This is a genomic window from Streptomyces sp. NPDC046197, from assembly GCF_040646295.1.
Lineage (GTDB): Bacteria > Actinomycetota > Actinomycetes > Streptomycetales > Streptomycetaceae > Streptomyces.
Genome location: NZ_JBEYZY010000015.1, coordinates 1 through 22,457 on the forward strand (window position 1 = coordinate 1; position 22,457 = coordinate 22,457).

The 22,457-nt window shown below is 70.1% G+C and carries 14 protein-coding genes, 1 tRNA gene and 4 pseudogenes; 10 read left to right on the plus strand and 9 right to left on the minus strand.

All coding sequences use genetic code 11. The features are described 5' to 3' along the window. The 4 genes and pseudogenes from AB0A61_RS21630 to AB0A61_RS21645 form a co-directional block, all read right to left on the minus strand. Window positions 1-283: pseudogene (locus tag AB0A61_RS21630) on the minus strand (hypothetical protein); the annotation flags it as partial. Further along, on the minus strand, window positions 280-426 hold the full coding sequence (locus tag AB0A61_RS21635) for a hypothetical protein (RefSeq protein ID WP_361294386.1): 147 nt from the start codon (window positions 424-426) through the stop codon (window positions 280-282). The pseudogene AB0A61_RS21630 and the gene AB0A61_RS21635, both read right to left, overlap by 4 nt. Window positions 427-1,335: 909 nt before the next feature. Beyond that, window positions 1,336-2,127 carry a maleylpyruvate isomerase family mycothiol-dependent enzyme gene (locus AB0A61_RS21640; RefSeq protein WP_361294389.1) on the minus strand — a complete coding sequence of 264 codons (792 nt, stop codon included), beginning with the start codon at window positions 2,125-2,127 and terminating at the stop codon, window positions 1,336-1,338. A 968-nt stretch (window positions 2,128-3,095) separates the two neighbouring features. After that, the gene (locus AB0A61_RS21645; protein ID WP_361294392.1) at window positions 3,096-3,674 is read right to left on the minus strand and encodes a hypothetical protein; all 579 of its coding nucleotides are present in this window, start codon (window positions 3,672-3,674) and stop codon (window positions 3,096-3,098) included. A 461-nt stretch (window positions 3,675-4,135) separates the two neighbouring features. Between AB0A61_RS21645 and AB0A61_RS21650 the strand changes: the two genes are divergently transcribed. Next, the gene (locus AB0A61_RS21650) at window positions 4,136-4,822 is read left to right on the plus strand and encodes an aminoglycoside phosphotransferase family protein (protein WP_361294395.1); all 687 of its coding nucleotides are present in this window, start codon (window positions 4,136-4,138) and stop codon (window positions 4,820-4,822) included. Window positions 4,823-4,825: 3 nt separating this feature from the next. Here AB0A61_RS21650 and AB0A61_RS21655 read toward each other — a convergent pair. The 3 pseudogenes from AB0A61_RS21655 to AB0A61_RS21665 all read right to left on the minus strand — a co-directional run. Beyond that, a pseudogene (locus AB0A61_RS21655) lies at window positions 4,826-6,031 on the minus strand (sporulation protein); the annotation flags it as partial. Window positions 6,032-6,188: 157 nt separating this feature from the next. Then, window positions 6,189-7,166: pseudogene (locus tag AB0A61_RS21660) on the minus strand (recombinase family protein); the annotation flags it as partial. A 32-nt stretch (window positions 7,167-7,198) separates the two neighbouring features. Next, window positions 7,199-7,369: pseudogene (locus AB0A61_RS21665) on the minus strand (transcriptional regulator); the annotation flags it as partial. 223 nt (window positions 7,370-7,592) lie between these two features. Between AB0A61_RS21665 and AB0A61_RS21670 the strand changes: the two are divergent. The 4 genes from AB0A61_RS21670 (at window position 7,593) to AB0A61_RS21685 (ending at window position 9,698) form a co-directional block, all read left to right on the plus strand. After that, window positions 7,593-8,981 carry an MFS transporter gene (locus tag AB0A61_RS21670; protein ID WP_361294398.1) on the plus strand — a complete coding sequence of 463 codons (1,389 nt, stop codon included), beginning with the start codon at window positions 7,593-7,595 and terminating at the stop codon, window positions 8,979-8,981. Between the two features lie 69 nt (window positions 8,982-9,050). Further along, window positions 9,051-9,224: a hypothetical protein gene (locus AB0A61_RS21675; RefSeq protein ID WP_361294401.1), complete on the plus strand. Its 174-nt coding sequence runs from the start codon at window positions 9,051-9,053 to the stop codon at window positions 9,222-9,224. A gap of 3 nt (window positions 9,225-9,227) precedes the next feature. Beyond that, window positions 9,228-9,461 (plus strand): hypothetical protein, encoded by a 234-nt coding sequence (locus AB0A61_RS21680; protein WP_006136074.1) that lies wholly within the window; start codon window positions 9,228-9,230, stop codon window positions 9,459-9,461. 164 nt (window positions 9,462-9,625) lie between these two features. Continuing rightward, a tRNA-Ala gene (locus AB0A61_RS21685) sits at window positions 9,626-9,698 on the plus strand. A 148-nt stretch (window positions 9,699-9,846) separates the two neighbouring features. Here the strand turns inward: AB0A61_RS21685 and AB0A61_RS21690 are convergent. Beyond that, the gene (locus tag AB0A61_RS21690; protein WP_361294404.1) at window positions 9,847-11,457 is read right to left on the minus strand and encodes an NADH-ubiquinone oxidoreductase-F iron-sulfur binding region domain-containing protein; all 1,611 of its coding nucleotides are present in this window, start codon (window positions 11,455-11,457) and stop codon (window positions 9,847-9,849) included. Continuing rightward, the gene (locus AB0A61_RS21695) at window positions 11,454-12,767 is read right to left on the minus strand and encodes a cytochrome b/b6 domain-containing protein (protein ID WP_361294406.1); all 1,314 of its coding nucleotides are present in this window, start codon (window positions 12,765-12,767) and stop codon (window positions 11,454-11,456) included. The genes AB0A61_RS21690 and AB0A61_RS21695 overlap by 4 nt, the downstream gene beginning before the upstream one ends. Before the next feature lie 449 nt (window positions 12,768-13,216). On the opposite strand from AB0A61_RS21695, the gene leuS reads away from it, so the two are divergent. The 5 genes from leuS to AB0A61_RS21720 all read left to right on the plus strand — a co-directional run bounded on the left by leuS (window position 13,217) and on the right by AB0A61_RS21720 (window position 22,453). Beyond that, complete coding sequence (gene leuS, locus AB0A61_RS21700) at window positions 13,217-16,096, plus strand: leucine--tRNA ligase (protein ID WP_361294409.1); 2,880 nt, start codon at window positions 13,217-13,219, stop codon at window positions 16,094-16,096. Window positions 16,097-16,289: 193 nt separating this feature from the next. After that, window positions 16,290-17,018, plus strand: a complete 729-nt coding sequence (locus tag AB0A61_RS21705; RefSeq protein WP_361294412.1) for a hypothetical protein — start codon at window positions 16,290-16,292, stop codon at window positions 17,016-17,018. Window positions 17,019-17,090: 72 nt separating this feature from the next. After that, window positions 17,091-17,936, plus strand: a complete 846-nt coding sequence (locus AB0A61_RS21710) for a DegV family protein (RefSeq protein ID WP_361294414.1) — start codon at window positions 17,091-17,093, stop codon at window positions 17,934-17,936. Window positions 17,937-18,335: 399 nt separating this feature from the next. Continuing rightward, complete coding sequence (locus AB0A61_RS21715; protein ID WP_361294417.1) at window positions 18,336-19,403, plus strand: ComEA family DNA-binding protein; 1,068 nt, start codon at window positions 18,336-18,338, stop codon at window positions 19,401-19,403. Between the two features lie 98 nt (window positions 19,404-19,501). Continuing rightward, complete coding sequence (locus AB0A61_RS21720; protein WP_361294420.1) at window positions 19,502-22,453, plus strand: ComEC/Rec2 family competence protein; 2,952 nt, start codon at window positions 19,502-19,504, stop codon at window positions 22,451-22,453. Window positions 22,454-22,457 lie beyond the last annotated feature (4 nt).

A 22,457-nucleotide genomic window follows, 5' to 3' on the forward strand; every position in this document is an offset into this window, starting at 1 on the left:
CCGCTACGAGCGCAAAGCCGAGCACTTCCTTGCCTTCACCAGCATCGCCTGCACCCTCATCTGCTATCGCAGACTCACCAAATGAGATGACGTCTAAGTGGTTGTCCAGCGCGCTCAGCGAGTCCATATCCGCTGGAACTCCCCGCCTGGGATGGGCTCCAGCGGATCCCTCAGAATCGATCGCTTGGTCTGTCAGACCGCCGTGCTCGTCCTCCAGGTGCTCCCTGCTGTACCGGTGGAGCTGGCCGGCCGAGGTCAGTTCGGCCTGCTTGATGACGATCAACTCGCTACCTTCGGTACGGCCTCGATGCACCAGAGGCCGCCTTCTTCGTCAGCGTGGCGGAAGTGGTGCCGCAGGGTGGCACTCTTGTCGAGTGCTCTCAAGTACGCCATGATCTCTGCCGCAATGCCCTCCAGGTCAACCACGGGGCCATCGTGCCAGCGAGCGCGCGCAGTTGGGTCGCTCTGACATCCGCAAGTGACATCAACGGCGCCGGACGCCAGCACTCCTAGGCGACCTGGCATGGCCAGCGTGGCCGGGTGGCTCCCCGGCAGTGCCGAGGAGTGATCGAACTTGTAAAGCGGCTGTCGCACGACGGCCCGGACGGTAGTGACGGCAACGCTGACGGCGACGAGCGCGGACGAGGACAACACCCAACGGCCTGTCGCTGAAACCCTGCAGGCCCGCCGGTCCAGCCAGCTTGGGCCTGCCCGCATCTTCTAAGCGCCGGCACAGGTGCTGTACAGCAGCCAAGTCCAGCAACCGCCGCGCTAGGGGCACCGCTCCGAGCGCTGGGCCGTCTCCGGGCCGTCCGACAGCGACCAACGTCGACAAGCGATGACAGGGAGCGAGCGCATCAGCGCAGGTCAGCTCAACGCCCCATCGCGTCAGTCGACTTGGGCGACCTTTGAAACCAGCTCTTCGACTACTGATCGCGACCACGCTTGACTCGCCCATTGAAGCTCCAGGCCAAAGTCGCTCCGTAAGGTGTTTGGCGGTCCGGAAGAGTGGGATGTGGCTCTAACGGCCTGCGCGACATCGCCAAGCGCCTCGTCATCACCACCGGCGCGAAGAAGGGCCAACACCCCACCCGCCACCGTCATACGGATGCTGCGCGAGCACGACCAGCCGACCGCCAACCACGGTCACTCTGAGCTACTTGTCCCCCTGCCGTAGCTACCCGAGCGCAGGGCCTAGTAGGGCCAGAACTCCTCGAAGGACGCGAAACGCCTGCTCTCAACCATGCCAGGACGGTAACGCCACGCCGACGCTCCGCCCAGGGCACGGTCGGATGAGCCGACGACGCGACCGGGCGCCGCGTCGTCGACCACGCCTTACGCGTTCGGGTCCCAGGCGAAGAGCCGCTCCAAGATGACCCGGTCGCCGTCGATCTTCACCGAGTCCAGCGGGATGCGTCCGTAGAACCACAGGACCAACTCACCGGCCGTGCCCCGGGCGGCGGCGTCGGCCGGGGCCTGGGCCTCGCCATCGCCGGCAGCCGGGAGGCGGACGGCGCGGGCGCCGTCCGCCTCGACCGTGAAGCGCCAGGAGCGGCCCTCGGTGGCGTGGTAGTCGACGACGGCCGGCTCGTGCGGCCAGGCCCCCGACCACGCGCAGCAGGTGAACAGGAAGTCCTCGACGCCGTCCAGCGCCACCTCCGCCGGCAGCGGCTGCGCGGCGCCCACGGTGAGCTGGGCGTCATAGGTGTGCATCGCGATCTCCTGGAGCTGGTGCCGGGCGACGGCACTGCTGGTCCGCGGCGACTGCGAGGAGCCCCACCACGTCCAGCACTCAGCGTCCGGGCCGACCTCCCGCAGGGTGTCCAGCAGCTCCTGCGTCGACGCGGCCAGCCAGGCCACCAACGCCTCGCGCTCCCGGGGCGCCTGCGCCTCAGCGCGCGCCGCCACGGCCTCGGCCGGCGGGGCGTCGGCCGGACCGGCCGCGACGACGGCGGCCCAGAACGGGCGGCCCGAGCCCAGGTGCCGCGCCAGGTCGAACAGCGTCCACTCGGGACAGGTCGGCACCTGCACGTCCAGGCTGGGCGCGGCGGCGATCGCGGCCCGGAAGGCTGTCGCCCGCTCGTCGATCAGTCGCAGCAGGTCAGGGAGTTCAAGATTCTTCTGCACTACGGCTGTCTATCACCGCACTCCGGCGGCCGAAAGCAAATTTCCCGGCCGCCACCTGCCGACGCCGCCGTCCGAATCATCCTTCCGCCCGATTGCTGGCTGGCAGCCAGCGGTCCTGAATCCGAACGGCCTGGTCAATCACGCTCGTCCGTCTCAGTTTCCGTCTCATTCAGCGACGGACACCACCGTTCAGGCGAGTCCGGCCCACGGCTCACGATGAGCGCCCGGACGGACATGAACGCAGGTGAATTGCCCGAAACGGCCCCTGGCGGGCCGCCAACAGACTTGGAAAGCATGCGCCCCCGAGCAACGTCCTTGGGCTGCCGTGCACCGCTGCGCGGAGCAGTGCGCCTTCCACAAAGGACGTGTGCCCGGCAATCTGCACTGGTCCGCACAACGGTCGAGACCGGGGGGTGGGAGACGTGGCTCGTACACAGTCCAGGTGTGGAGCGCTCACGGAGAAGGGCACTCGGTGCCGGCGGCTGGCGATGGTCGGTGCGTCGCGATGCAACCTGCACCGTGGCGAGTGGTCGTCGTACACCATCGAGAAGCGCAAGGAAGCCGAACGCAAGGCGAGGACACGCAAGCGTCGGAAGTGACCCCAGCCTGTGTGAGGTGACATCCATGGCTGACTGTGAGGATGTCGGTGGTGCCGCCCGAGGCGGTCTGACCCGCCGACTGACCGACGCAGAGGCTGTCTTGTTGATGAAATGTCGGCCGACTCTCAACGACAGCGGACAGCAGCGGGGCGGTGCGGTCTGAGACGGCCACGGCCGCCCCGCGCAGGACGGGTGGACAGGCGGTCAGACCGCACTCCTAATGCGGTGCTCACAACGGAGTCCAGACGTCGGCAGAGGGCTGCGCCTCCAATTACGTGACGGCGCCGACGCACAGCAGCGGGCGATGGCAGATGCCTGCTGGCCATAGGGGCAGCTGAGACGCAGCGCGCCTCAAGGCCGAGCACGCGACTAGACGCCATAGAGTGCCGCGTCCGCAGGCGCAAGGATCAAGGGAGCACCCAAGGCCGTCAGACGAGCCTGTTTGCTGGGCTTCCTGAAGTTCTTGTCGGAAGTCACGAATACGTCGCCTCGGGCCAGAATGTGAGTTTGGAGCACAAGCACGTCCAACTGCCGATTGCGCCACTTGCGTTCCGCTTGCGCCCGCGACAGATCGTCTAGCTCTTCAGGAACAGCGTCCTTGTAGTCGAAGGACGCCGTCGGGAACAACACCGCATGCAACTCTCGCCCTTCGTTCTCAGCTTCGTCATGAGCAAATACACACCAATCGAGGTAGCTGAGATCAACTACGCACACCGGGCGAAGTATCTCTAGATCGGCGAGCCCCATCCTGGCCAGACGCTCCTGGAAGCCAGCGAAGTTATCCAGCACGGTGCCATCCTGCTGGTTCTCCGCTGCCGCAGTTGCAACTACCCGTACCGCGGCAGTGCCAGCCCGGTGCCGAGTCACCAGCGCTTCTACGGCAGGAGCATCAGGCCGCTGCTCCTCCAGCGCGATCAGGCAGTTGGTGTCGAGAGTGAAGGTCAGCAAGATTACCTCCGCAAGCGGACGATCCTCGATACGCGAACGGAAGGACTGACCCTGCGAGACAAGCCCTCCGACGAACCGAGGGAGACCCCCCAAAGTACCGGCGCAAGGTCATGAGGGGCCTTCGCAGCCGCCCAATGGCCTGTCACCCGTAGGCAACAGAGAACGTGCCACAGCCGTGCCAGATCGTGCGGGGAACAACGGGGAACACCGGTCAGCAAGGCGGCCCCAGGCCAGGTATGGGCCCCGTTCCATCGCAGGTCAACGCGACACTCACCCCTAGATCACCTCAGCTTCCAAAGCTGAGAGCTCCCGCTCTCGCTGAGACCGCCTGCTCCTGGGTACCGTCGTGCTCGTGTGTCCGGTGCGCGTTGGGTTGGTCACCCGAGGCTCGCACTGGTTGATCGCGCGCGACTAGGGGAGCTGGTACGAAGGCTCGTGTCGAGGTTGCTGTTGCCAGGTGGGTGGCCGCAGAGGGGTTTCCGGCGTCCCGACTCGTTGACGGCCTGGAACAGCCCTTCCTGATCGACGGCCACCCGGTGACCTTCTGGCGTCTCATTGTGGAGGGCGACCATAAGGCCACGTACGGCGAACTGGGCGGCATCCTGAGGGACCTGCACTCTATGAGGGTGCCCGCGGGCCTTGAGCTGCCTGCGTTCGACCCCTTCGACAAGCAAGAGCTACGGATCAGTAGGGCACCGATCCCAGACGATGACCGGGTCTTCCTCCGCAAGCGGTGGCATGAGCTGCGCGGTCAGTTCGAGGAGTTGACGTTCGAGACTCCGAAGGGGCCGGTGCACGGTGATGCCCACGTGCAGAACCTCATGGTGAACGATCGGGATGAGGTGATCCTGATCGACTTCGAGGCCTTCTGCTTCGATCACCCGGAGTGGGACCTGATGGTCACGGCGGTCGAGCATCACAGCCTTGGGTGGCAGACCGATGCGCAGTACGCGGACTTCGTGCGGGCGTACGGGCGGGACCTTTACGACTGGCACGGATACGACACGCTCCGGCGGCTTCAAGAGTTCGGCATGACGACGTGGCTCATGCAGAACGTGCAGGAGGACGAGGAGACGGCGGCCGAGTACAGCCGGCGCATCGCTGGCTTGCGCAACGACGATGCGCCGCGTGATTGGCGCCCCTGGTAGCTGCTACTCGTCCTCGTCGTCCAGGCGGGCGAGAGCTTCGCTCACCTGCTCGTTGAAGGCGACGACGGCGGGGTGAGCGGCGTGTGCGCTGACCTCGGCCTGGAAGTCGGTGACGTAGCGCTGGAAGCGTGAGGACTGGAGAGAGTCGCCGCCGTCCACGGCAAGGCTTGCGGTGGTGACGGCGGCTTCCAGTTCGCCGTTCAGTAGCTGGCTCTGGGCGAGCACCATCCGGCAGAAGCCCAGCGTGCGGGCGTACTGGGGATCGGTGCTGTCGACGGCGCGCTGTGCGTGCTCGACGGCTTCCCGGCGCATCTTCAGATCCCGGAAACAGTGGCAGAACTCGCCCAAGAGTTCGGCGTCATCGAAGTAGCTCAGCCATGCCGGGTCATCAGCGCCTTCGGCCCGCTCGAAGTGTCGTTCCGCTTGGTTCATCGCCTCGGCCGCTCCGGCCCGGTCGCCGGCGTTGGACAGGGCACGGGCCTCCATCGCCGAACTCAACGCCATGGCGCGCGGGGTGGCTCGGCCCTTGGCACCCTCAACGGCTGCGCGGGCAAGCTGGATGGCTTGTGCGTGCGCGCCCAAGTAATTGGCCTGGTGACTGAGGTTGCCCAGGATGCGCGCCCCGAACATCCGGTCATCGATGACCTTGGACAGCCGTAGTGTGGACGTGAGGTAGCGGTGGGCAAGCCGGTGGTTACCGACGTCGTATGCGGTCCACGCGAGCAACTGGGAGACCTCGGCGGCGGCCCCGTAGAGCGCTGTGCCCACCTTCTCGCTGTAGCTGGCGTTCAGCAGGGGAAGGACCTCGTGACGGAAGTAGTGGCGTAATGCCTTGTGGCCGTGGCCTCCGCCGTACTTGAAGTCGAGCTGCATGAACATGGAGGCGGCATCCCGGATCGCGCGTACGTCGCGCATGCCGACTCGTTGAGGTGCGGGCCTGTCTGCCTGGACGCCGTCGGGCCGGTCGATCATCCATGACAGGACGGCTGAGCTTAGGTCGGCCTCCGCAATGATCAGTCGATCTGAGACGGGCGTGTCGGCATGCTCCTGGGCAAGGCCGTCAAGCACCGCCAGAACGTCGGGGACCGTGCTCGGGTAGCCGATCGGCTCTGGGGCGGTCGGCCGAGTGTGGTCGAAGAAACCGAGATCGCCCGGTGCGATGCGGCGGCCCAGCTTGGCACTGAGAACGTCGGCCATGATCGCTGCCGTAGCCTTCCGGCTTGCCTCGACCCCTGCTCGGCGGGGCCTTGGTTCCGCGCAGCAGTGCGCCGCAGTCCTCCTTGCCGCACCGGAGGGTGCCGGTGGACAGGTAAACGCGAGCGTTGTGGCCTCCTCCCCGCATGGGACCGTCACCGATGATCTCTTGGATTGTCTCCCACTCGGAGACTGTCAAGATCGGCGTCCACTGCCCCTTGACGGGCTCGCCCGCGTCGTTGCGAGCGATCGTCATGTGCTTGATCTCTCGGCCCGTCTCAGGGTCGAACTCGATCACGTGGTGGGATCGGTACCCGCACAGACGTGGGTTCCGCATCATGTCCCTGAGCCCGATCCACCTCCACGGGTTGCCCCTCGATGTGGTGACTCCCTGGCGGTTCCAGTCGGCGACGATCGATGTCCACTGGGCTCCCAGAATGATCCGCTGGGCGGCGTCGCGGATGAGCTGGGCTTCGGCCGGGTTGAGGGTGCGCTTGTCGTCCTGCCACCCGAAGGGCCGCGTTCCTCCTACGGGGATCCCCAGGTTCCGCCTTGCCTTGTGGTTGCGGCGTACGCGGCGGGCGGCGTCGGCGGACTGCTTGTTGGCCATGGCGACCACCACACGGGCCATGGCGCGGCCGTTGTCGGTCAACAGGTCCAGGGTGCCCGTGATGTCGATGATCGGCCGGCGGTAGTGCTCTACGGTTTCGATCGCGTCTTCGAGGTGGCGGGGGTCGCGGGTCAGACGGTCGATGTCGTAGACGATCAGTCCGTCGATGTGCTCGCCGTTAGGTGCCTTGCCCTGCTTGAGATCTTCAAGCGCGCCCTCGTAGACCGGGCGTACGACGCGGTAGCCGACACTCCCATCGGGCAGGCGTACGCGCTTGCGCTTCCACGCCGACGTGTCCGGCTCCATGTACGTGTACACGTACCGTCCGCCTCGGCTCTCGACGAACTGTCGGCCGTCCTTCTCCTGCTCTTCCGTGCTCTTGATGTCCTGGCCGGTCATGAAACGGAACCCGGACGTGCTGGGCGACTCCTCAGAGGTGAGTTCGCCCTCGGCCTCCTCGGTCGACAGACGGGCCAGTCCGGCCCAGTTCTGCCCGGTGAGGTCTCCCCAGTGTGCTCGCTGTACTAAGTCGTTGGCCATCAAAAGAGGTTACGTTCGGAGAGGTGCTGTCACGTGTACCAGGTGACGCCCACGCCCGACAGCTGGGCGACCTCCTCGCGGCGCAGTCCCGGTGTCCGGCGCCGCAGGCCGGGCGGCATCCCGACGTCGGCCGGTGTCACCCGGGCGCGCCTGCTGCGCAGGAAGGCCGCCAGCTCGGGCCGGCGTCGCTGTGTCGTCCCCATCATCACGTCCCCCATCGTCGATGCCCGACTTGTCCCCTGCCAGGTGCTGTCAGTACCAGCATCAGCGGGCACTCGGCACCCGTACCGGGGCCTCGCCAGGCTCGACGGCATGACGACAACACCCCGGACGGGGCCGGGTCCTGCACCCGTGCACCCGCGTCCAAGCTCTGCGATCAGTAAAGCGCCCACCACTGACAACCGGTCCCGGCCGCTGCTCGCGGTCGTGCTCGCGGCCCAGTTCATGGCCCTGCTCGACGTGTTCATCGTCAACGTCGCAGCTCCGACCATCGGCTCCGAACTCCACGCCTCGGGCGCCGACTTGCAGCTGGTGATCGCCGGGTACGCCATCACGTACTCGGTGTTGCTGATCACCGGGGCGCGCCTCGGCGACCGGCTCGGGCACGGCCGGGTCCACCTCGCCGGCCTCGCCCTGTTCACCACCGCCTCGCTCGCCTGCGGTCTGGCGCAGGGCGCCACCGAGCTGATCGTCTTCCGGCTGGTCCAGGGAGCCGGCTCGGCGGTGATGATCCCGCAGGTGCTCAGCCTGATCCAGCGCACCTTCACCGGCGAGGCGCGGGTGCGGGCCCTCGGCGCCTACTCGGCCGTCATCGCCGTCGGCGCGGCGGCCGGACAGATCGTCGGCGGCGTGCTGGTGAGCGCGGACCTGTTCGGCACCGGCTGGCGGCCGGTGTTCCTCGTCAACGTGCCCGTGGGCGCCGTACTCCTGATCGTGGGCCGGCGCGTCCTGCCGCGGGAGGGCGCGGCACGACGGACGGGGGCTCCGGCGCTCCCGGCGGCCCAGGGCCGCGGCCTGGACCTCCCGGGCCTGGTACTGCTCGGTGCGGCCGTCTCGCTGCTGACGGTGCCGCTGGTGCTCGGGCAGGAGAAGGACTGGCCGCTGTGGTCGTGGCTGTCGCTGACCGCGGCCGCGGTGCTCTTCGCGCTGTTCCGCGGGTACGAGTCCCGGCTCGCGCGGCGCGGCGGCGCCCCGCTGATCGAGCCCCGGGTGCTGCGCCTTCCCGGCATGGGCCTCGCCGTCTTCCGCGTCCTGGCCGTGATGGGCGTGAACGGCGGCTTCCTGTTCGCGCTCACCCTGCACGTCCAGGGCGGCCTCGGCTACAGCCCGCTGCGGGCCGGCCTCACCTTCGCGCCGACCGCGGCCGTCTTCGGCGTGGCCGGACTGACCTGGCGGAGATGGCCCGCGCCGGTGCGGCGCCGGCTGGTCCCGGCCGGGTTCGTGCTGATCGCGCTGTCGGTGACCGGAGTCGGACTGGCGTTTCGGGGCGGGGACCCGGGCGGTCCGCTGTTCTGCGTCGCCTACCTCGGCGTGGGTCTGGGGCTCGCGCTCGGCTTCAGTCCGACGCTCACCGGGGCGCTGGCCGCCGTGCGGCCCGAGGACGCGGCGGACGCCAGCGGGCTGCTCGCGACGGTCGCGCAGCTCGGCCAGCTGATCGGCGTCGCCGCGTTCGGCACACTGTTCCTGAACCGGCTTGAGTCACTTGGGGCCCCGGGGGCGTATACCTCTGCGGAGGCGCTTCAGTCCTGCATGTACGCGCTGGCCGCGACGGCCGCGGCGGCTGCCGTGGCCGGACTGGTACCGAGGCGTCGCTGACCGTATCGGTCCGGCCGTGGCAGAATCAAACGGCCGGAAGGGGGCGCGGCCCGACGGGAGGGAGTAGCGATGCCTGCGAGCATCCTCAAGGAGGGCGGTCACCTCCTTGATGCGGCGTTGATACGGGACACGGTCACCCGCCTCGTCTGCCCTTCCTGCGGCTCTCTCCACGTGGCTCAAGTCCTCGGGGACAACGGCGGGATCTCCTACGTGTGCACGGCCTGCGGCCACAGCTGGAGCTGATCGATGGGTGCACACAGGCGAAAGTGCGACTGGTGCGGCAGCGGTACGCCGATCGTCCGTGACATGGAACCGATCAACCCCGACTACCAGTACTGGTGCGAGGAATGCGCCCGGGCGCTGATCATAAAGGGCGACCCGATCGAGACGTACCGCGAGCTGGAGGGCGAGCCGATCTACGGCCGGCTCCTGGAGGAGCACTGCACTCTGAAGCGGTTCTATTCGTTCGTCACGGCGTGACACGGGCCGGGGTCCGAAAAACCCCGGCCAAATTCGCGTAACGCCCGAATCGGGCAGAACGGAAACCGATTTGGTGCTGCACCCCGTCCACCTGTAATGTTGGCGTCGCCGCCGGGGAAACCGGGCGACACGGCCAAATGCGCAGCTCAGCCGCGTGGCCGCAAGGGGCTATAGCTCAGTTGGTAGAGCGCCTGCATGGCATGCAGGAGGTCAGGAGTTCAATTCTCCTTAGCTCCACAGAAGTCGAAGGCGGGTCATCCGATCGGATGACCCGCCTTCGACGTTGTGCCGCCTTCGGTGTCGTACGGGCGGCTTGGGTGCCGGGCGTGCGCGCGCCCGACGGAAACGGCGGGTCCCCCCGGAGGGAGAACCCGCCGTGCGTGTCTCAGCGGCCCAGCGCGCGGCGGCCCCGGCCCTGGGAGAGGACCGGCAGGTTGCGTGACGGTGCCTGTGAACGGGTGTCCTCCTCCAGGCGCAGGGCCAGCGCCGGACAGCGGCGCACCGCGCGCAGTGCCTTCGCCTCCGCGTAACGCGGCACCTGTGCCTGGGCGACGGTCGGGAAGCCGTCGGCGCCCAGTTCGAAGACCTCCGGCAGGATGTCGGCGCACAGACCGTGGCCCCGGCACAGCGTCCAGTCGACGTAGATCTTCTGGCGGCTGGGGCCGGTCTCCTCGACCTCGGCACCGCCCGGGACGCCCGTCGGCGCTCTGCCGCCCTCGAAGAGCGGCAGAACGCCCTCCACGGGCCGTCCGCAGCCGTTTCCGAGGACGTGGGCGGCCAGGTCGTCCGTGAACGCCTTGACGGTGGACTCGAGGAACATCGCCGAGCCGTCCGGGTGCGAGCACGCGCCGCGCCGCTTGACGTTCCTGGCGACCTGCTTGAGGGCCTCCAGGGCGGCCGGTCCGCCGCCGTTGAGGATGTCCTCCATGCCGCGGGCGGCCGCCGGCAGGCCGAGGTAGCAGGGGCCGCACTGGCCCGCGCTCTCCTCGGCCAGCCACTTGGCGACCTGCAGCGACTCGCCGAGCGGACAGGTCTCCTGGCTGATCGGCAGGATGGCGCCCGCGCCCAGCGAACCGCCCACGGCGTCCAGGGAGTTGCGGGAGACGATCGCTTCGTTGACGGTCGCCGCGTCGATCCACTTGCCGTGGTAGCCGCCCGTCAGCACACCCTGCGGCACCGGCGGGGCGCCGGCCAGCTGCAGTACGTACCGCAGCGGCACACCCGTCGGGACCTCGATCACCATGGGGCGCGCCACCGCCCCGGAGACCGTGAGCATGACGGTGCCCGGCTCGTCGTACAGGCCGGTGTTGCCGTAGCGCTCCGGTCCGATACGGGCGGCGATCGCCAGCTGGGCGAACGTCTCCGCGTTGGACAGCAGCGTGGGCGCGCCGCCCACGCCGGTCTGCGAGGCGCTGATCTTGCGGCCCGGCGGGATCGCCGGGCCGCCGTCGATGGAACGGATCAGCGAGGCCGCCGCGCCCGTGACCATGCGCACCGGGTTGCGCTGCACGCGCGCGCGGAGAGCCGACCTGCGCCCGTTGCTCAGGCCGCGCTCGGCCAGCGCGGCCTCCATCGAGCGCTGCGTGGACTCCCGGGTGACCCCCACCACGAGCGTGCGGGCGCCCAGGGCCTCCGCGCACAGCAGAGCACCGTCCAGGATGAGGTGCGGGGCACGGTTGATCAGCACCGTGTCCTTGCGGCAGGCCGGTTCGTCCTCGCTTCCGTTGACGACGACGACCGGCCGTACGCCGCGCTTGATCGCCGACTCGGCGACCGAGCGCAGCTTCTTGTGGAAAGGGAAACCCGCGCCGCCGCGGCCCCTCAGGTTGATGGCCTCGGCGAGCTGCGCGAGCTGCTCACCGCCCAGGGGTTCGAGCGGCCCGTGCACCTTCAGGTGCATGGGCAGATCGAGTCGTTCGACAAGGTCGAAGCCAGACGTGAGCTGTGGAAGGCCGACTACTCGGACTTCCGGAACGTCGGGCAGGGCCTCGTTCACCTATAGCCTCCGGAAGGCGTGTTCCAAGGTTCGCCCGAACCCGGTGCGTCGAAGGAGGTACCGGGGGGTGTTTCATTGGCGGGACCGCTCGTGTACGTGTCATCCGGGTTGTACGTGCCGTAGAACGGGTTCGTCTCACCGGTGTCGTACAGATCACGTCCGCCGTACGCGTTCGTGCCCGAATTGCTGTAGGGCGGGATGTTGTATCCCGTGTCGTTCAGCGGGTCGTAGGCCGACGGGCGCGCCTCGCCGACGGGCGGCGGCGACGGGATCGGCCAGCTGCCCGAGGCGCCGCCCGCGCTCTCCATGCGCGGTATCGCCTCCGTGGCCTGCATGTCGAACGGCAGGTTCATGCGTGCGGTCTGGTCGGCCGCGAAGGTCTGCGGGGTGCGCGGGGGCGTCGAGACGGCACGGTAGGCGGCCGCGAAGCCGGAGGTGGACTCCGGCGCCGCGGCGGGTGCCGGGGACTCGTACAGCGGGACGGAGGGGCTCGGGATGCGGGGCAGGGAGCCCGTCGTGGCCGCGGCCTGCGGCTGGGCCACCCGGGCGCTCTCGTAGCCGGGAAGCGCGGACTCCGCCATCCGGGCCCGGCTCACGTCCAGGTCCTCGAAGTCCGGCCGCTCCCCGCCGCCCAGGACCGACACCAGCCGGTCGGCGATCCTGCGCTTGACCGGGCGCGGTGCGGCACGCAGCGCCAGGGCCGCCATGACGCCGACGAGGCAGAGGTCGTACGACACCATGAAGAACGTCTTCGCCGGGCGCCCCGCGAACAGGCCGTGGACCAGTGCGGCGCACCAGGCCGGGTAGGCGAGCATGTGCATCGCGCGCCAGCGCGCCGCGACCGGCGCCGGGGAGGCGAACTGGTTGCGCAGGGCACCGGTGACGCCCACGAAGATCATGAGCAGTCCCGCCAGGGACCCCAGCCCGATCAGGCCGGCGCTTCCGGTGACGCCGAGCGAGAACGGGATGAGCGCGGCGATGAAGACCGTGTGCGCCAGGGCCAGCTTGACGGTGATGTGCACCAGCAGGAACGCGATGGAGGCGACAGCGGTCACCCTGTGGATGCCCTGTGCCACGATGCGCTGCCGGATGTTGAGGAAGATCCGGTCCTGGGCGACCAGACCCCAGATCACCGAGCAGGTCAGGGACACCAGCGACAGGACGCCCGCACCGAAGCTGAGGAAGTTCTGCAACTGGCTGCCGCCGTACAGCACGATCACGGGGATGAGAAGCAGGACGACAGCCGTCGCCACCCCATAGGCCGACCGGCCCGGTTTGGGGAGCGAGCTGCTACTGCGACGAGGGTTCATGGGGGCAACTCCGAGCGGTTCGGGAAAGCGGTCCCGAGACGAACTCTAAGTGGCTCCAAACCGAGCAGTACGCCGTTTGAGTTATTGCGTTGTTATCAAAGAGACGTTCGGGGCTCGCGTTGTCCCCATAGGGTCTGTTACGCCGGGTAAGTTTTGAATCTTATTCAATTTTTTCCCAACCTTCACAAGTGCGTGGCCGCCTTCCTCGCCGTCTTCCGGTCACCTTCCCGCCCTCGCCGGAGGCTCGTCGCCCCGCATGCGACGCCTGCGGTACCCTGACGCCATGCGTGCCGTACGCCTTCTGCTTAGCGAGCCGCGCTGATCAGCCCCGACCACCGGGCGAGTCGGATGGTCGGAATCGGCGCGGCGTCCCCTCCTGTGCGAGGGGATTTTTCGTTTCTTGGCTGTCACAGCCGCTGGCAGAGACGACCGATGGAGCTTTGAGGATCATGAGCGAGACGAATCCCGCCGCCGCTGCCGTGTCGGCGGAGGCCGAGCCGCACCGCTACACGGCTGCCCTGGCGGCCGAGATCGAGGCACGCTGGCAGGACTTCTGGGACGCCAACGGCACGTACGCCGCGCCGAACCCCAAGGGGGACCTGGCCGGCGACCCCGAGCTGGTCGCCCGGCCCAAGAAGTTCATCATGGACATGTTCCCGTACCCCTCCGGTGCGGGCCTGCACGTCGGCCACCCCCTGGGGTACATCGCCACCGATGTATTCGCCCGCTTCCAGCGGATGACCGGCCACAACGTCCTGCACACCCTGGGCTTCGACGCCTTCGGCCTGCCCGCCGAGCAGTACGCCGTACAGACGGGCACGCACCCGCGCGTGTCCACCGAAGCCAACATCGAGAACATGAAGGCCCAGCTGCGCCGGCTGGGCCTGGGCCACGACAAGCGCCGGTCGTTCGCCACGATCGACCCGGACTACTACAAGTGGACCCAGTGGATCTTCCTGCAGATCTTCAACTCCTGGTACGACGACGAGGCGAACAGGGCCCGCCCGATCTCCGAGCTGGTCGAGCAGTTCGACACCGGTGAGCGCCCCGTGCCCGGGCACACCCGCGCGTGGCGGGAGCTGAGCCACACCGAGCGCGCCGACGTCCTGGGCGCGTTCCGCCTGGCCTACGCCTCCGACGCGCCGGTCAACTGGTGCCCCGGCCTGGGCACCGTGCTGGCCAACGAGGAGGTCACCGCCGACGGCCGCTCCGAGCGCGGCAACTTCCCCGTCTTCAAGGCCAGGCTGCGCCAGTGGAACATGCGCATCACCGCCTACGCGGACCGGCTGCTGGAGGACCTCGACGAGCTGGACTGGCCCGAGGCCATCAAGCTGCAGCAGCGCAACTGGATCGGCCGCTCCGAGGGCGCCCGCGTCGACTTCCCGATCGACGGCGAGCACATCACCGTCTTCACCACGCGCCAGGACACCCTGTTCGGCGCGACCTACATGGTGCTGGCGCCGGAGCACCCGCTGGTCGAGAAGTTCACCCCGGCCGCCTGGCCCGAGGGGACGCACGAGGTGTGGACCGGCGGCCACGCGACCCCCGCCGAGGCCGTCGCCGCCTACCGCGCCCAGGCCGCCTCCAAGTCCGACGTGGAGCGGCAGGCCGAGGCCAAGGACAAGACCGGCGTCTTCACCGGTGCCTTCGCCACCAACCCGGTCAACGGCGAGCAGGTCCCGGTCTTCATCGCCGACTACGTCCTGATGGGCTACGGCACCGGCGCGATCATGGCCGTCCCGGCGCACGACAGCCGTGACTTCGCCTTCGCGCGCGCCTTCGAACTGCCGATGCGCTGCGTGGTGGAGCCGACCGACGGCCGGGGCACCGACCCGTCCACCTGGGACGACGCGTTCGTGGCGTACGACGCGAAGATCGTCAACTCCTCCAGTGACGACGTGCAGCTGGACGGCCTGGGGGTCGTCGAGGCCAAGGCGCGCATCACCGAGTGGCTGGGGCGCGAGGGCATCGGCGAGGGCACCGTCAACTTCCGCCTGCGCGACTGGCTGTTCAGCCGGCAGCGCTACTGGGGCGAGCCCTTCCCGATCGTCTACGACGAGGACGGCGTGGCGCACGCGCTGCCCGAGTCGATGCTGCCCCTGGAACTGCCCGAGGTCGAGGACTATTCGCCGCGCACCTTCGACCCGGACGACGCCGACACCCAGCCCGAGACGCCGCTGTCGCGCAACGAGGACTGGGTCAACGTCACCCTGGACCTGGGGGACGGGCCGAAGAAGTACCGCCGCGAGACCAACACCATGCCCAACTGGGCCGGTTCCTGCTGGTACGAGATGCGCTATCTGGACCCGCACAACAGCGAGAAGCTGGTCGACCCGGAGATCGAGCGCTACTGGATGGGCCCGCGCGAGGGCATGCCCCACGGCGGCGTCGACCTGTACGTCGGCGGCGCCGAGCACGCCGTGCTGCACCTGCTGTACGCCCGCTTCTGGTCCAAGGTCCTGTACGACCTGGGCCACGTGTCCTCGGCCGAGCCGTTCCACAAGCTGTTCAACCAGGGCATGATCCAGGCCTACGTCTACCGTGACAGCCGCGGTATCGCGGTGCCGGCCGCCGAGGTGGAGGAGCGCGACGGCGCGTACCACTACCAGGGCGAGCAGGTCACCCGCCTGCTGGGCAAGATGGGCAAGTCCCTGAAGAACGCCGTCACTCCGGACGAGATCTGCGCCGAGTACGGTGCCGACACGCTGCGCCTGTACGAGATGGCGATGGGCCCGCTGGACGTGTCGCGGCCGTGGGACACGCGCGCGGTGGTCGGCCAGTTCCGGCTGCTGCAGCGGCTGTGGCGCAACATCGTCGACGAGACCACCGGCGAGGTCACCGTCACCGACGCCGAGCCGGACGAGAAGACGCTGCGTGCCCTGCACAAGGCGATCGACGGCGTGCGCCAGGACCTGGAGGGCCTGCGCTTCAACACCGCCATCGCCAAGGTCACCGAGCTGAACAACCACCTGACCAAGGCCTCGGGCCCGGTCCCGCGGTCGGTGGCCGAGCCGCTGGTACTGATGGTGGCGCCGCTGGCCCCGCACATCGCCGAGGAGCTCTGGCGCAAGCTGGGCCACACCGGCTCGGTCGTCCACCAGGACTTCCCGGTCGCCGACCCGGCGTACGTCGTCGACGAGACCGTGACCTGCGTCGTCCAGGTCAAGGGCAAGGTCAAGGCGCGCCTGGAGGTGTCCCCCTCGATCTCCGAGGAGGAGCTGGAGAAGGTGGCGCTGGCCGACGAGAAGGTCGTCGCGGCGCTGGACGGCGCGGGCATCCGCAAGGTGATCGTGCGGGCGCCGAAGCTGGTGAACATCGTTCCGGCGTGATGGGCGTGATGGGTGTGATGGGTGTGACTCCGAGGGTCTGACGGCGTAACTGCCGGGGAGCAGCGCGCCGGCGTCTCGGGGTAGTCCCCTACGGGCAGGTTCGGGGTTTTTCTGGAACCCGGGGCCTGCCCGTTGCGTTTACCGTTGAAGAGCGGCGCGGCACGTGCCGCCCGGAGCCGGATGGAGGAACGTCGTGGAAGCAGCTGTCACCGTCCTCGCCCTGCTCTTCGTGCTCTTCCTGGTGCTGGGCGCCTTCGTCACGGTCAAGGTGGTCGGCGCCGCGAAGCGCGGCGTGGACCGCACCCTGACGCAGGCCCGGCGCACGGTCGAGGACCACACACTGCGGGCCAAATCCTTCGCCCAGCCCGGTCCCGCGGGCGAGCTGGCCCAGCTCAGGCTCACCCTGCGCACGTCGATGCGTGCCACGCAGGACGCCCTGTACGCGGGCGCACATGAGGACGAGTCCCTGAAGGAGTCCGTTTCCCTCTTCGAACGCCTCAGCGTGCACGGCCGCGAACTCGACGAAGAGCTCAAGCGTCTGGAGGCCGAGCCCGACCGGGCGACCCTCGCCGAGCGGCTTGAGGGCCTGCGCGAGCGCACCCGGCGCATCACACAGTCGGCCGACTCCCTGCGCTGGGCCGCCCGCGACCGTGCGCGCCGCTTCGCCGACGACGACCTGGAGGTGCTGAGCAGCCAGATCGACGTGGAGGCCGACGCGCTGCGCCACTGGACGAAGGCCGATCCCGCCCCGGCGCCTCCGCCGTGGCCGGAGCCGCCGACCACCGAAGCGGACCGTCAGACATGGCCCGGGACCCCGCAGCCGCCCTCGGCGCAGGAGGCCGCCCGGCCCGCCATCACCCCGCCCGGCCAGCGCCCCGGGTACCCCTGGCAGAGGAAGCCCCGCCCCGAGAGCACGACTTGATCCGGCCACTCGTGCACCTGGTGGGAGGGCCCGGGCTGCCGTCCGGGCGCTACGGCAGGTAACCTCCAGCTCATGTCCCGCCATGTCGCTATCGTCACCGATTCAACGGCCTACCTGCCGCCGCGGACGATGGAGCGCCACGGCATCACCGCGGTGCCCCTGACCGTGGTCCTCGGTGACCAGGCGCTCGAAGAGGGCACCGAGATCTCGACCCGATCCCTGGCCCAGGCCCTGCAGAAACGGCGGTCGGTCACAACCTCGCGCCCCAGTCCCGAACTCTTCGCCGAGACCTACCGCAAGGTCGCCGAGTCCGGTGCCACGGGCATCGTCTCCCTGCATCTGTCCGCCGAGCTGTCGGGTACGTACGACGCGGCGGTGCTCGCGGCGCGGCAGGCGCCGGTGCCGGTGCGGGTGGTGGACACCGGGATGGTCGCCATGGCGCTCGGCTTCTGCGCGCTCGCCGCGGCCGAGGCCGCGGAGGCGGGCGGCACGGTGGACGAGGCGGTCACGGCCGCCGAGAAGCGAGCGGGGGGCACGTCCGCCTACTTCTACGTCGACACACTCGACTACCTGCGCCGCGGCGGCCGCATCGGCGCCGCGCAGGCCCTGCTCGGTTCCGCGCTCGCCGTGAAACCGCTGCTCCAACTGGAGGGCGGCCGCATCGAGCTCCTGGAGAAGGTACGGACGGCCTCGAAGGCGATCGCCCGGCTGGAGGAGATCGCGGCGGAACGGGCGAACAGCGCCGGCGTCGACATCGCCGTCCACCATCTCGCCGCCCCGGACCGTGCGTCGGCTCTCGCGGACCGGCTGCGGGCGCGGGTGTCCGGGCTGGCCGACCTTCATGTGAGTGAGGTCGGCGCGGTGATCGGGGCGCACACGGGGCCTGGCCTGCTGGGAGTTGTCGTCTCGCCCCGCTGATGCCTCGCTGAGGTCTGGCTGATGCCTCGGTGACGCCATCGGTGATGGCCCGGGCCGGGTGAGTGTGGGCGAGCACTCGTGTGGGTGACGGAGTTATCCACAACCGGGGGGTAATCCCCTGGAATTGGGCAAGATCATCGCGAAGGTGGCGAGGTGTTCGATCCTCGTCGCATGGCATTTCGATCACGCTCACGCACAGCGACCGCGACCAGTGGTCCGGGCCGCGGCCCCGCATCCGACGGCCGGACCCGTCACCGCCGCCCACCCGCCCGACGCGGGACCCGGCACCGTCACGCGTCGGCCGAGGAACTGCACCGGCGCGCGGAGGCGCTGTTCGCCGAACGGGCCACATGGGTGGGGGAGTCAGGGAGCGGGCCACCGGAGACTGCCGTCAAGCAGATGGATGTGGCACCAACGGCACTGATCAGCCACAGGCCAAGCAGGCGGCCGTCGTGGGCGAAGCGGCACGCGGAGACGAACCCGGGGGAGGGCGCGGAGGCGAACGCGGGGAAGGACGCGGGGAAGGGCGCTGGGGAGGACGGGCGAGGGCACGGCGCGCCGACCGGCCCGCACCGGACGGGCGGCGCCCAGGAGGCCTCGCGCGGTGTCGCCGAAGGCGTGGGCGGCGCCGCGGGCAGGGCGGGTCGTGACCTGCGGGTGCCGGACCTGCCGGCCCCGGCACCCGTGTCCGACGTCGGTACGGCTGCTCGACACACGGCCGGGCCCTGGCATGGGAGAGCCGGGCTCGCGCTGCGGGAGCGGATGCCGCTCTGGTTGCAGACGCGGTGTGGTCTGGAGCGCAGGAGTGTGATCGCGCTGACGGTGGTGCTCGTCGCCGCCGTCATCCTCGCCGTGCAGCACTTCTGGAGCGGCCGCACACAGCCGGTGAGGGCGCCCGAGGTGGTGCGTGCCGTGGCCCCTTACACAGGCCGGGGAGAGGAAAAGGGCGCCGCGTCCGGTGCCTCAGCCGCTCCGCCGGGCACCATCGGCGCCAGGGCGTCGGCAGGCCCGGAGATCGTGGTGGACGTCAGCGGGAAGGTACGCCACCCCGGGATCCACCGCCTTCCCGCGGGCTCACGGGTCGCCGATGCGCTGGAGGCGGCGGGCGGGGTGCGGCCGGGCACCGACATCGGCGGTCTCAACCGGGCCCGCTTTCTCGTCGACGGTGAGCAGGTGGTGGTTGGTGGCCCCTTCCCGGTCATCGGACCCGCAGCCGGCGCGGTGGGCGGAGCAGTGGGCGGCGCGGCCGGCTCGGCAACGCCGGGGGCTTCCGCGACGCCGGTCTCCCTCAACACGGCCACCGCGGACCAGTTGGAGGGCCTGCCCGGCGTCGGTCCTGTGCTGGCCCAGCACATCATCGACTACCGCACGCGCCACGGCGGCTTCCGCTCGGTGGACGAACTGCGCGAAGTCAACGGCATCGGCGACCACCGTTTCGGCGACCTGCGGAACCTGGTACGGCCATGAACGGCCCTCCCGCATCTCCCGAGGACACGCCATGGCATCCGCCCCCCGCCCGAAAGGCCCCGGGCAGCCCCGCCTCCGCCGGGCACGACAGGTCGCCCATGCATCCGGGCAGCCCCGTTCCCGAGGAGCCTCCCCAACCGCAGACGCACCTGGGCGGCCCCCCTCTTGCGGAGCCCTCCGGACCGCACCCGGACCCCCGCACGGAACCCCACGACGCCGATGCCTCGGGCGCCCGACCGGCCGTGCACGTCGCATCGGGCAAGCGGCTGGGCGCCGCCCGTCCGCGGCAGGAAGGACCGACGGATCTCCGACTCGTCCCGGCAGCGCTCGCCGCCTGGGCGACGGCGGCTCTGGCCCTGGATGCTTCGCCGGAATGGGTGACCGCTTTCGCGATCGCCTGCCTCGCCGCAGCCGCACTGCTGCTCGGCCTCCGGCGCGGAGGAGAAGCCCCTTCGACCGCAACCGACAGCTCAACGCTTGCGACTTCTGTGACACCGGCGACACTGGCCACTCAGACCACAAGGGCAGCATTGCCCACTCAGACGACAGCCGCGACACCTGCGACACCTGCGACACCTGCGAGGCATGCGAGGCGTGCGAGCCAGGCCGGCCCACCGGTCGAACCGCCACCGCCCCCATCGACCTGGTGGCCCCCCGCGCATCACTCCCGGCCTCCGCGGCCACCGACCCGTCCCGCCCGGCGTGCCGGGGCACGGGCCTCCTTGGCCGCCGTGCTGCTCGGCGCCTCCGCCGCCGCTGCCTCCGCCGGGCTGCACGGAGCGGACCTGCGGCGCGGACCGGTACCTGGTCTGGCGCGGCAACTGGCCACCGTGACCGCGGAGGTCGAGGTGACCTCCGATCCCCGGCTCACCCGCCCCCGGGTCAGCGGCGATCACATGGCACGCACCTCCGTGCTGATCGAGGCAGAGGTGCGGCGCGTCGAGCGGGCGGGCGCAACGACGGCCGTGGAGACACGCACACCGGTGCTGATGCTGGTCGACGCCGTTCCGCGGGCGACGGCCTCGGGGCGGGGCGGCGCTTCCGCGGCGGGACGCCTCACCGGAGACGGGCCGGAGCGCTCGCCGTGGCTCGGGCTGCTGCCGTCCACGCGGCTGAGAGTGACGGCGCGCCTCGCCCCGCCGTTGACGGGAGGCGATCGGATCGCGGCGGTGCTGCGACTGCGGGACCGGGCCGCACCCGAGGTGGTGGGCCGGCCGTCCGGGCCGCAGCGGCTGGCGGGCCGGCTGCGCGCCGGACTGCGCGCGGCGACCGACGGACTGCCGGCGGACGCGCGGGCTCTGCTGCCGGGGCTGGTCGTCGGGGACACCTCGCGGATCACGCCGGAGCTGGACGAGGCGTTCAAGGAGACGGACCTCGCGCACACACTGGCGGTATCCGGGAGCAACCTGACGATCCTCCTCGCCCTGCTCATCGGCCCGCCCGCGCTGGCCCAGCACGTGGAGCGCCGCGGCCTCGCGCCGAGGCTGGGCCTCCCGCTGCGGACGACGGCGGTGTGCGGAGGACTGCTCACCGTGGGGTTCGTCGTCGTGTGCAGACCCGACCCGAGCGTGTTGCGGGCCGCGGCCTGCGGAGCCGTCGCGCTGCTCGCCCTCGCGACCGGCCGCCGCAGATCGCTGGTTCCGGCGCTGGCCACGGCCGTGCTGGTGCTGGTGCTTTACGACCCGTGGCTGTCCCGCAGTTACGGCTTCCTGCTGTCCGTACTGGCCACCGGCGCCCTGCTCACGCTGGCTCCCCGCTGGAGTGCCGCGCTGCTCCGGCGCGGTGTGCCCGCCCGCCTGGCCGAGGCGCTGGCCGTGGCAGCCGCGGCGCAGGCACTGTGCGCGCCGGTGGTGGCCGTACTGTCGGCGCGGGTGAGTCTCGTGGCGGTGCCGTGCAACCTGCTCGCGGAGATGGCGGTCGCGCCCGCCACGGTGCTGGGCTTCGCGGCGCTGGTGTCGGCACCGCTCGCGATGCCGGTGGCGAAGCTGTTTGCCTGGTGCGCGAGTTGGCCGACCGGGTGGATCGCGGACATCGCCCGGACCGGGGCGGCGCTCCCCGGCGGGGGAGTGGAGTGGCCGGGCAGCTGGGCCGGGGCGCTGCTGCTGGCCCTCGTCACCGCCGCGGTGGTGCTTGTGGGGCGGCGGCTGCTGAGGCATCCGTGGCTGTGCGCCGTGTGCGGGGTGCTGCTCCTGCTCGTGGTGGTGCAACCGCCGCCGCTCACCAGGGTGATCACGGGATGGCCGCCGCCGGGGTGGCGGTTCGCGATGTGCGACGTGGGCCAGGGCGACGCGACGGTGCTGGCGGCGGGTGAGGGCAGCGGCGTGGTGGTGGACGCCGGGCCGGACCCGGCCCCGGTCGACCGTTGTCTGCGCGCACTCGGCATCACCAGGATTCCGCTGGTGGTACTGACCCACTTCCACGCCGACCACGTGGCCGGTCTGCCAGGAGTGCTGCGGGGCCGGCAGGTGGGCGCGATCGAGACGACGGGGTTCGAAGAACCGGCCGACCAGGCGGAGTTCGTACGCAGACAGGCAGCCGCCCGGCACATCCCGCTGACCCGCGCGGTCGCCGGGGAACAGCGGCGTCAGGGCACGCTGTCCTGGCAGGTGCTGTGGCCTCCTCCGGGCCCTCGGCCGAGCCCGGGTGGGGAGACACCTCCATCGCCCCTGGCCCCCGGCCCCGGGGGGCCCAACGACGCCAGCGTGACGCTGCTCGTCCGGTCGGGCGGACTGCGGCTGCTGCTGCTCGGCGACCTCGAACCCATGGCACAGCGGGCGTTGTTGACAGCGTCGACGGCCGCGCAGCTGGTGGGCGTGGACGTGCTGAAGGTCGCCCATCATGGCTCGGCCCACCAGGATCCGGACCTCATACACCTGGTGGCCCCGCGGCTGGCGCTCATCTCCTGCGGCGCGGACAACCCGTACGGGCATCCGGCTCCCAGCACGGTCGCGGCGCTGCGGGCGGAGGGCGCCGTGGTGCTGCGGACGGACCGGGACGGCGCGCTGGCGGTCACCGGGGCGGGCGCCCGGTTGGGGGTGGCGCGAGACTGAGGGC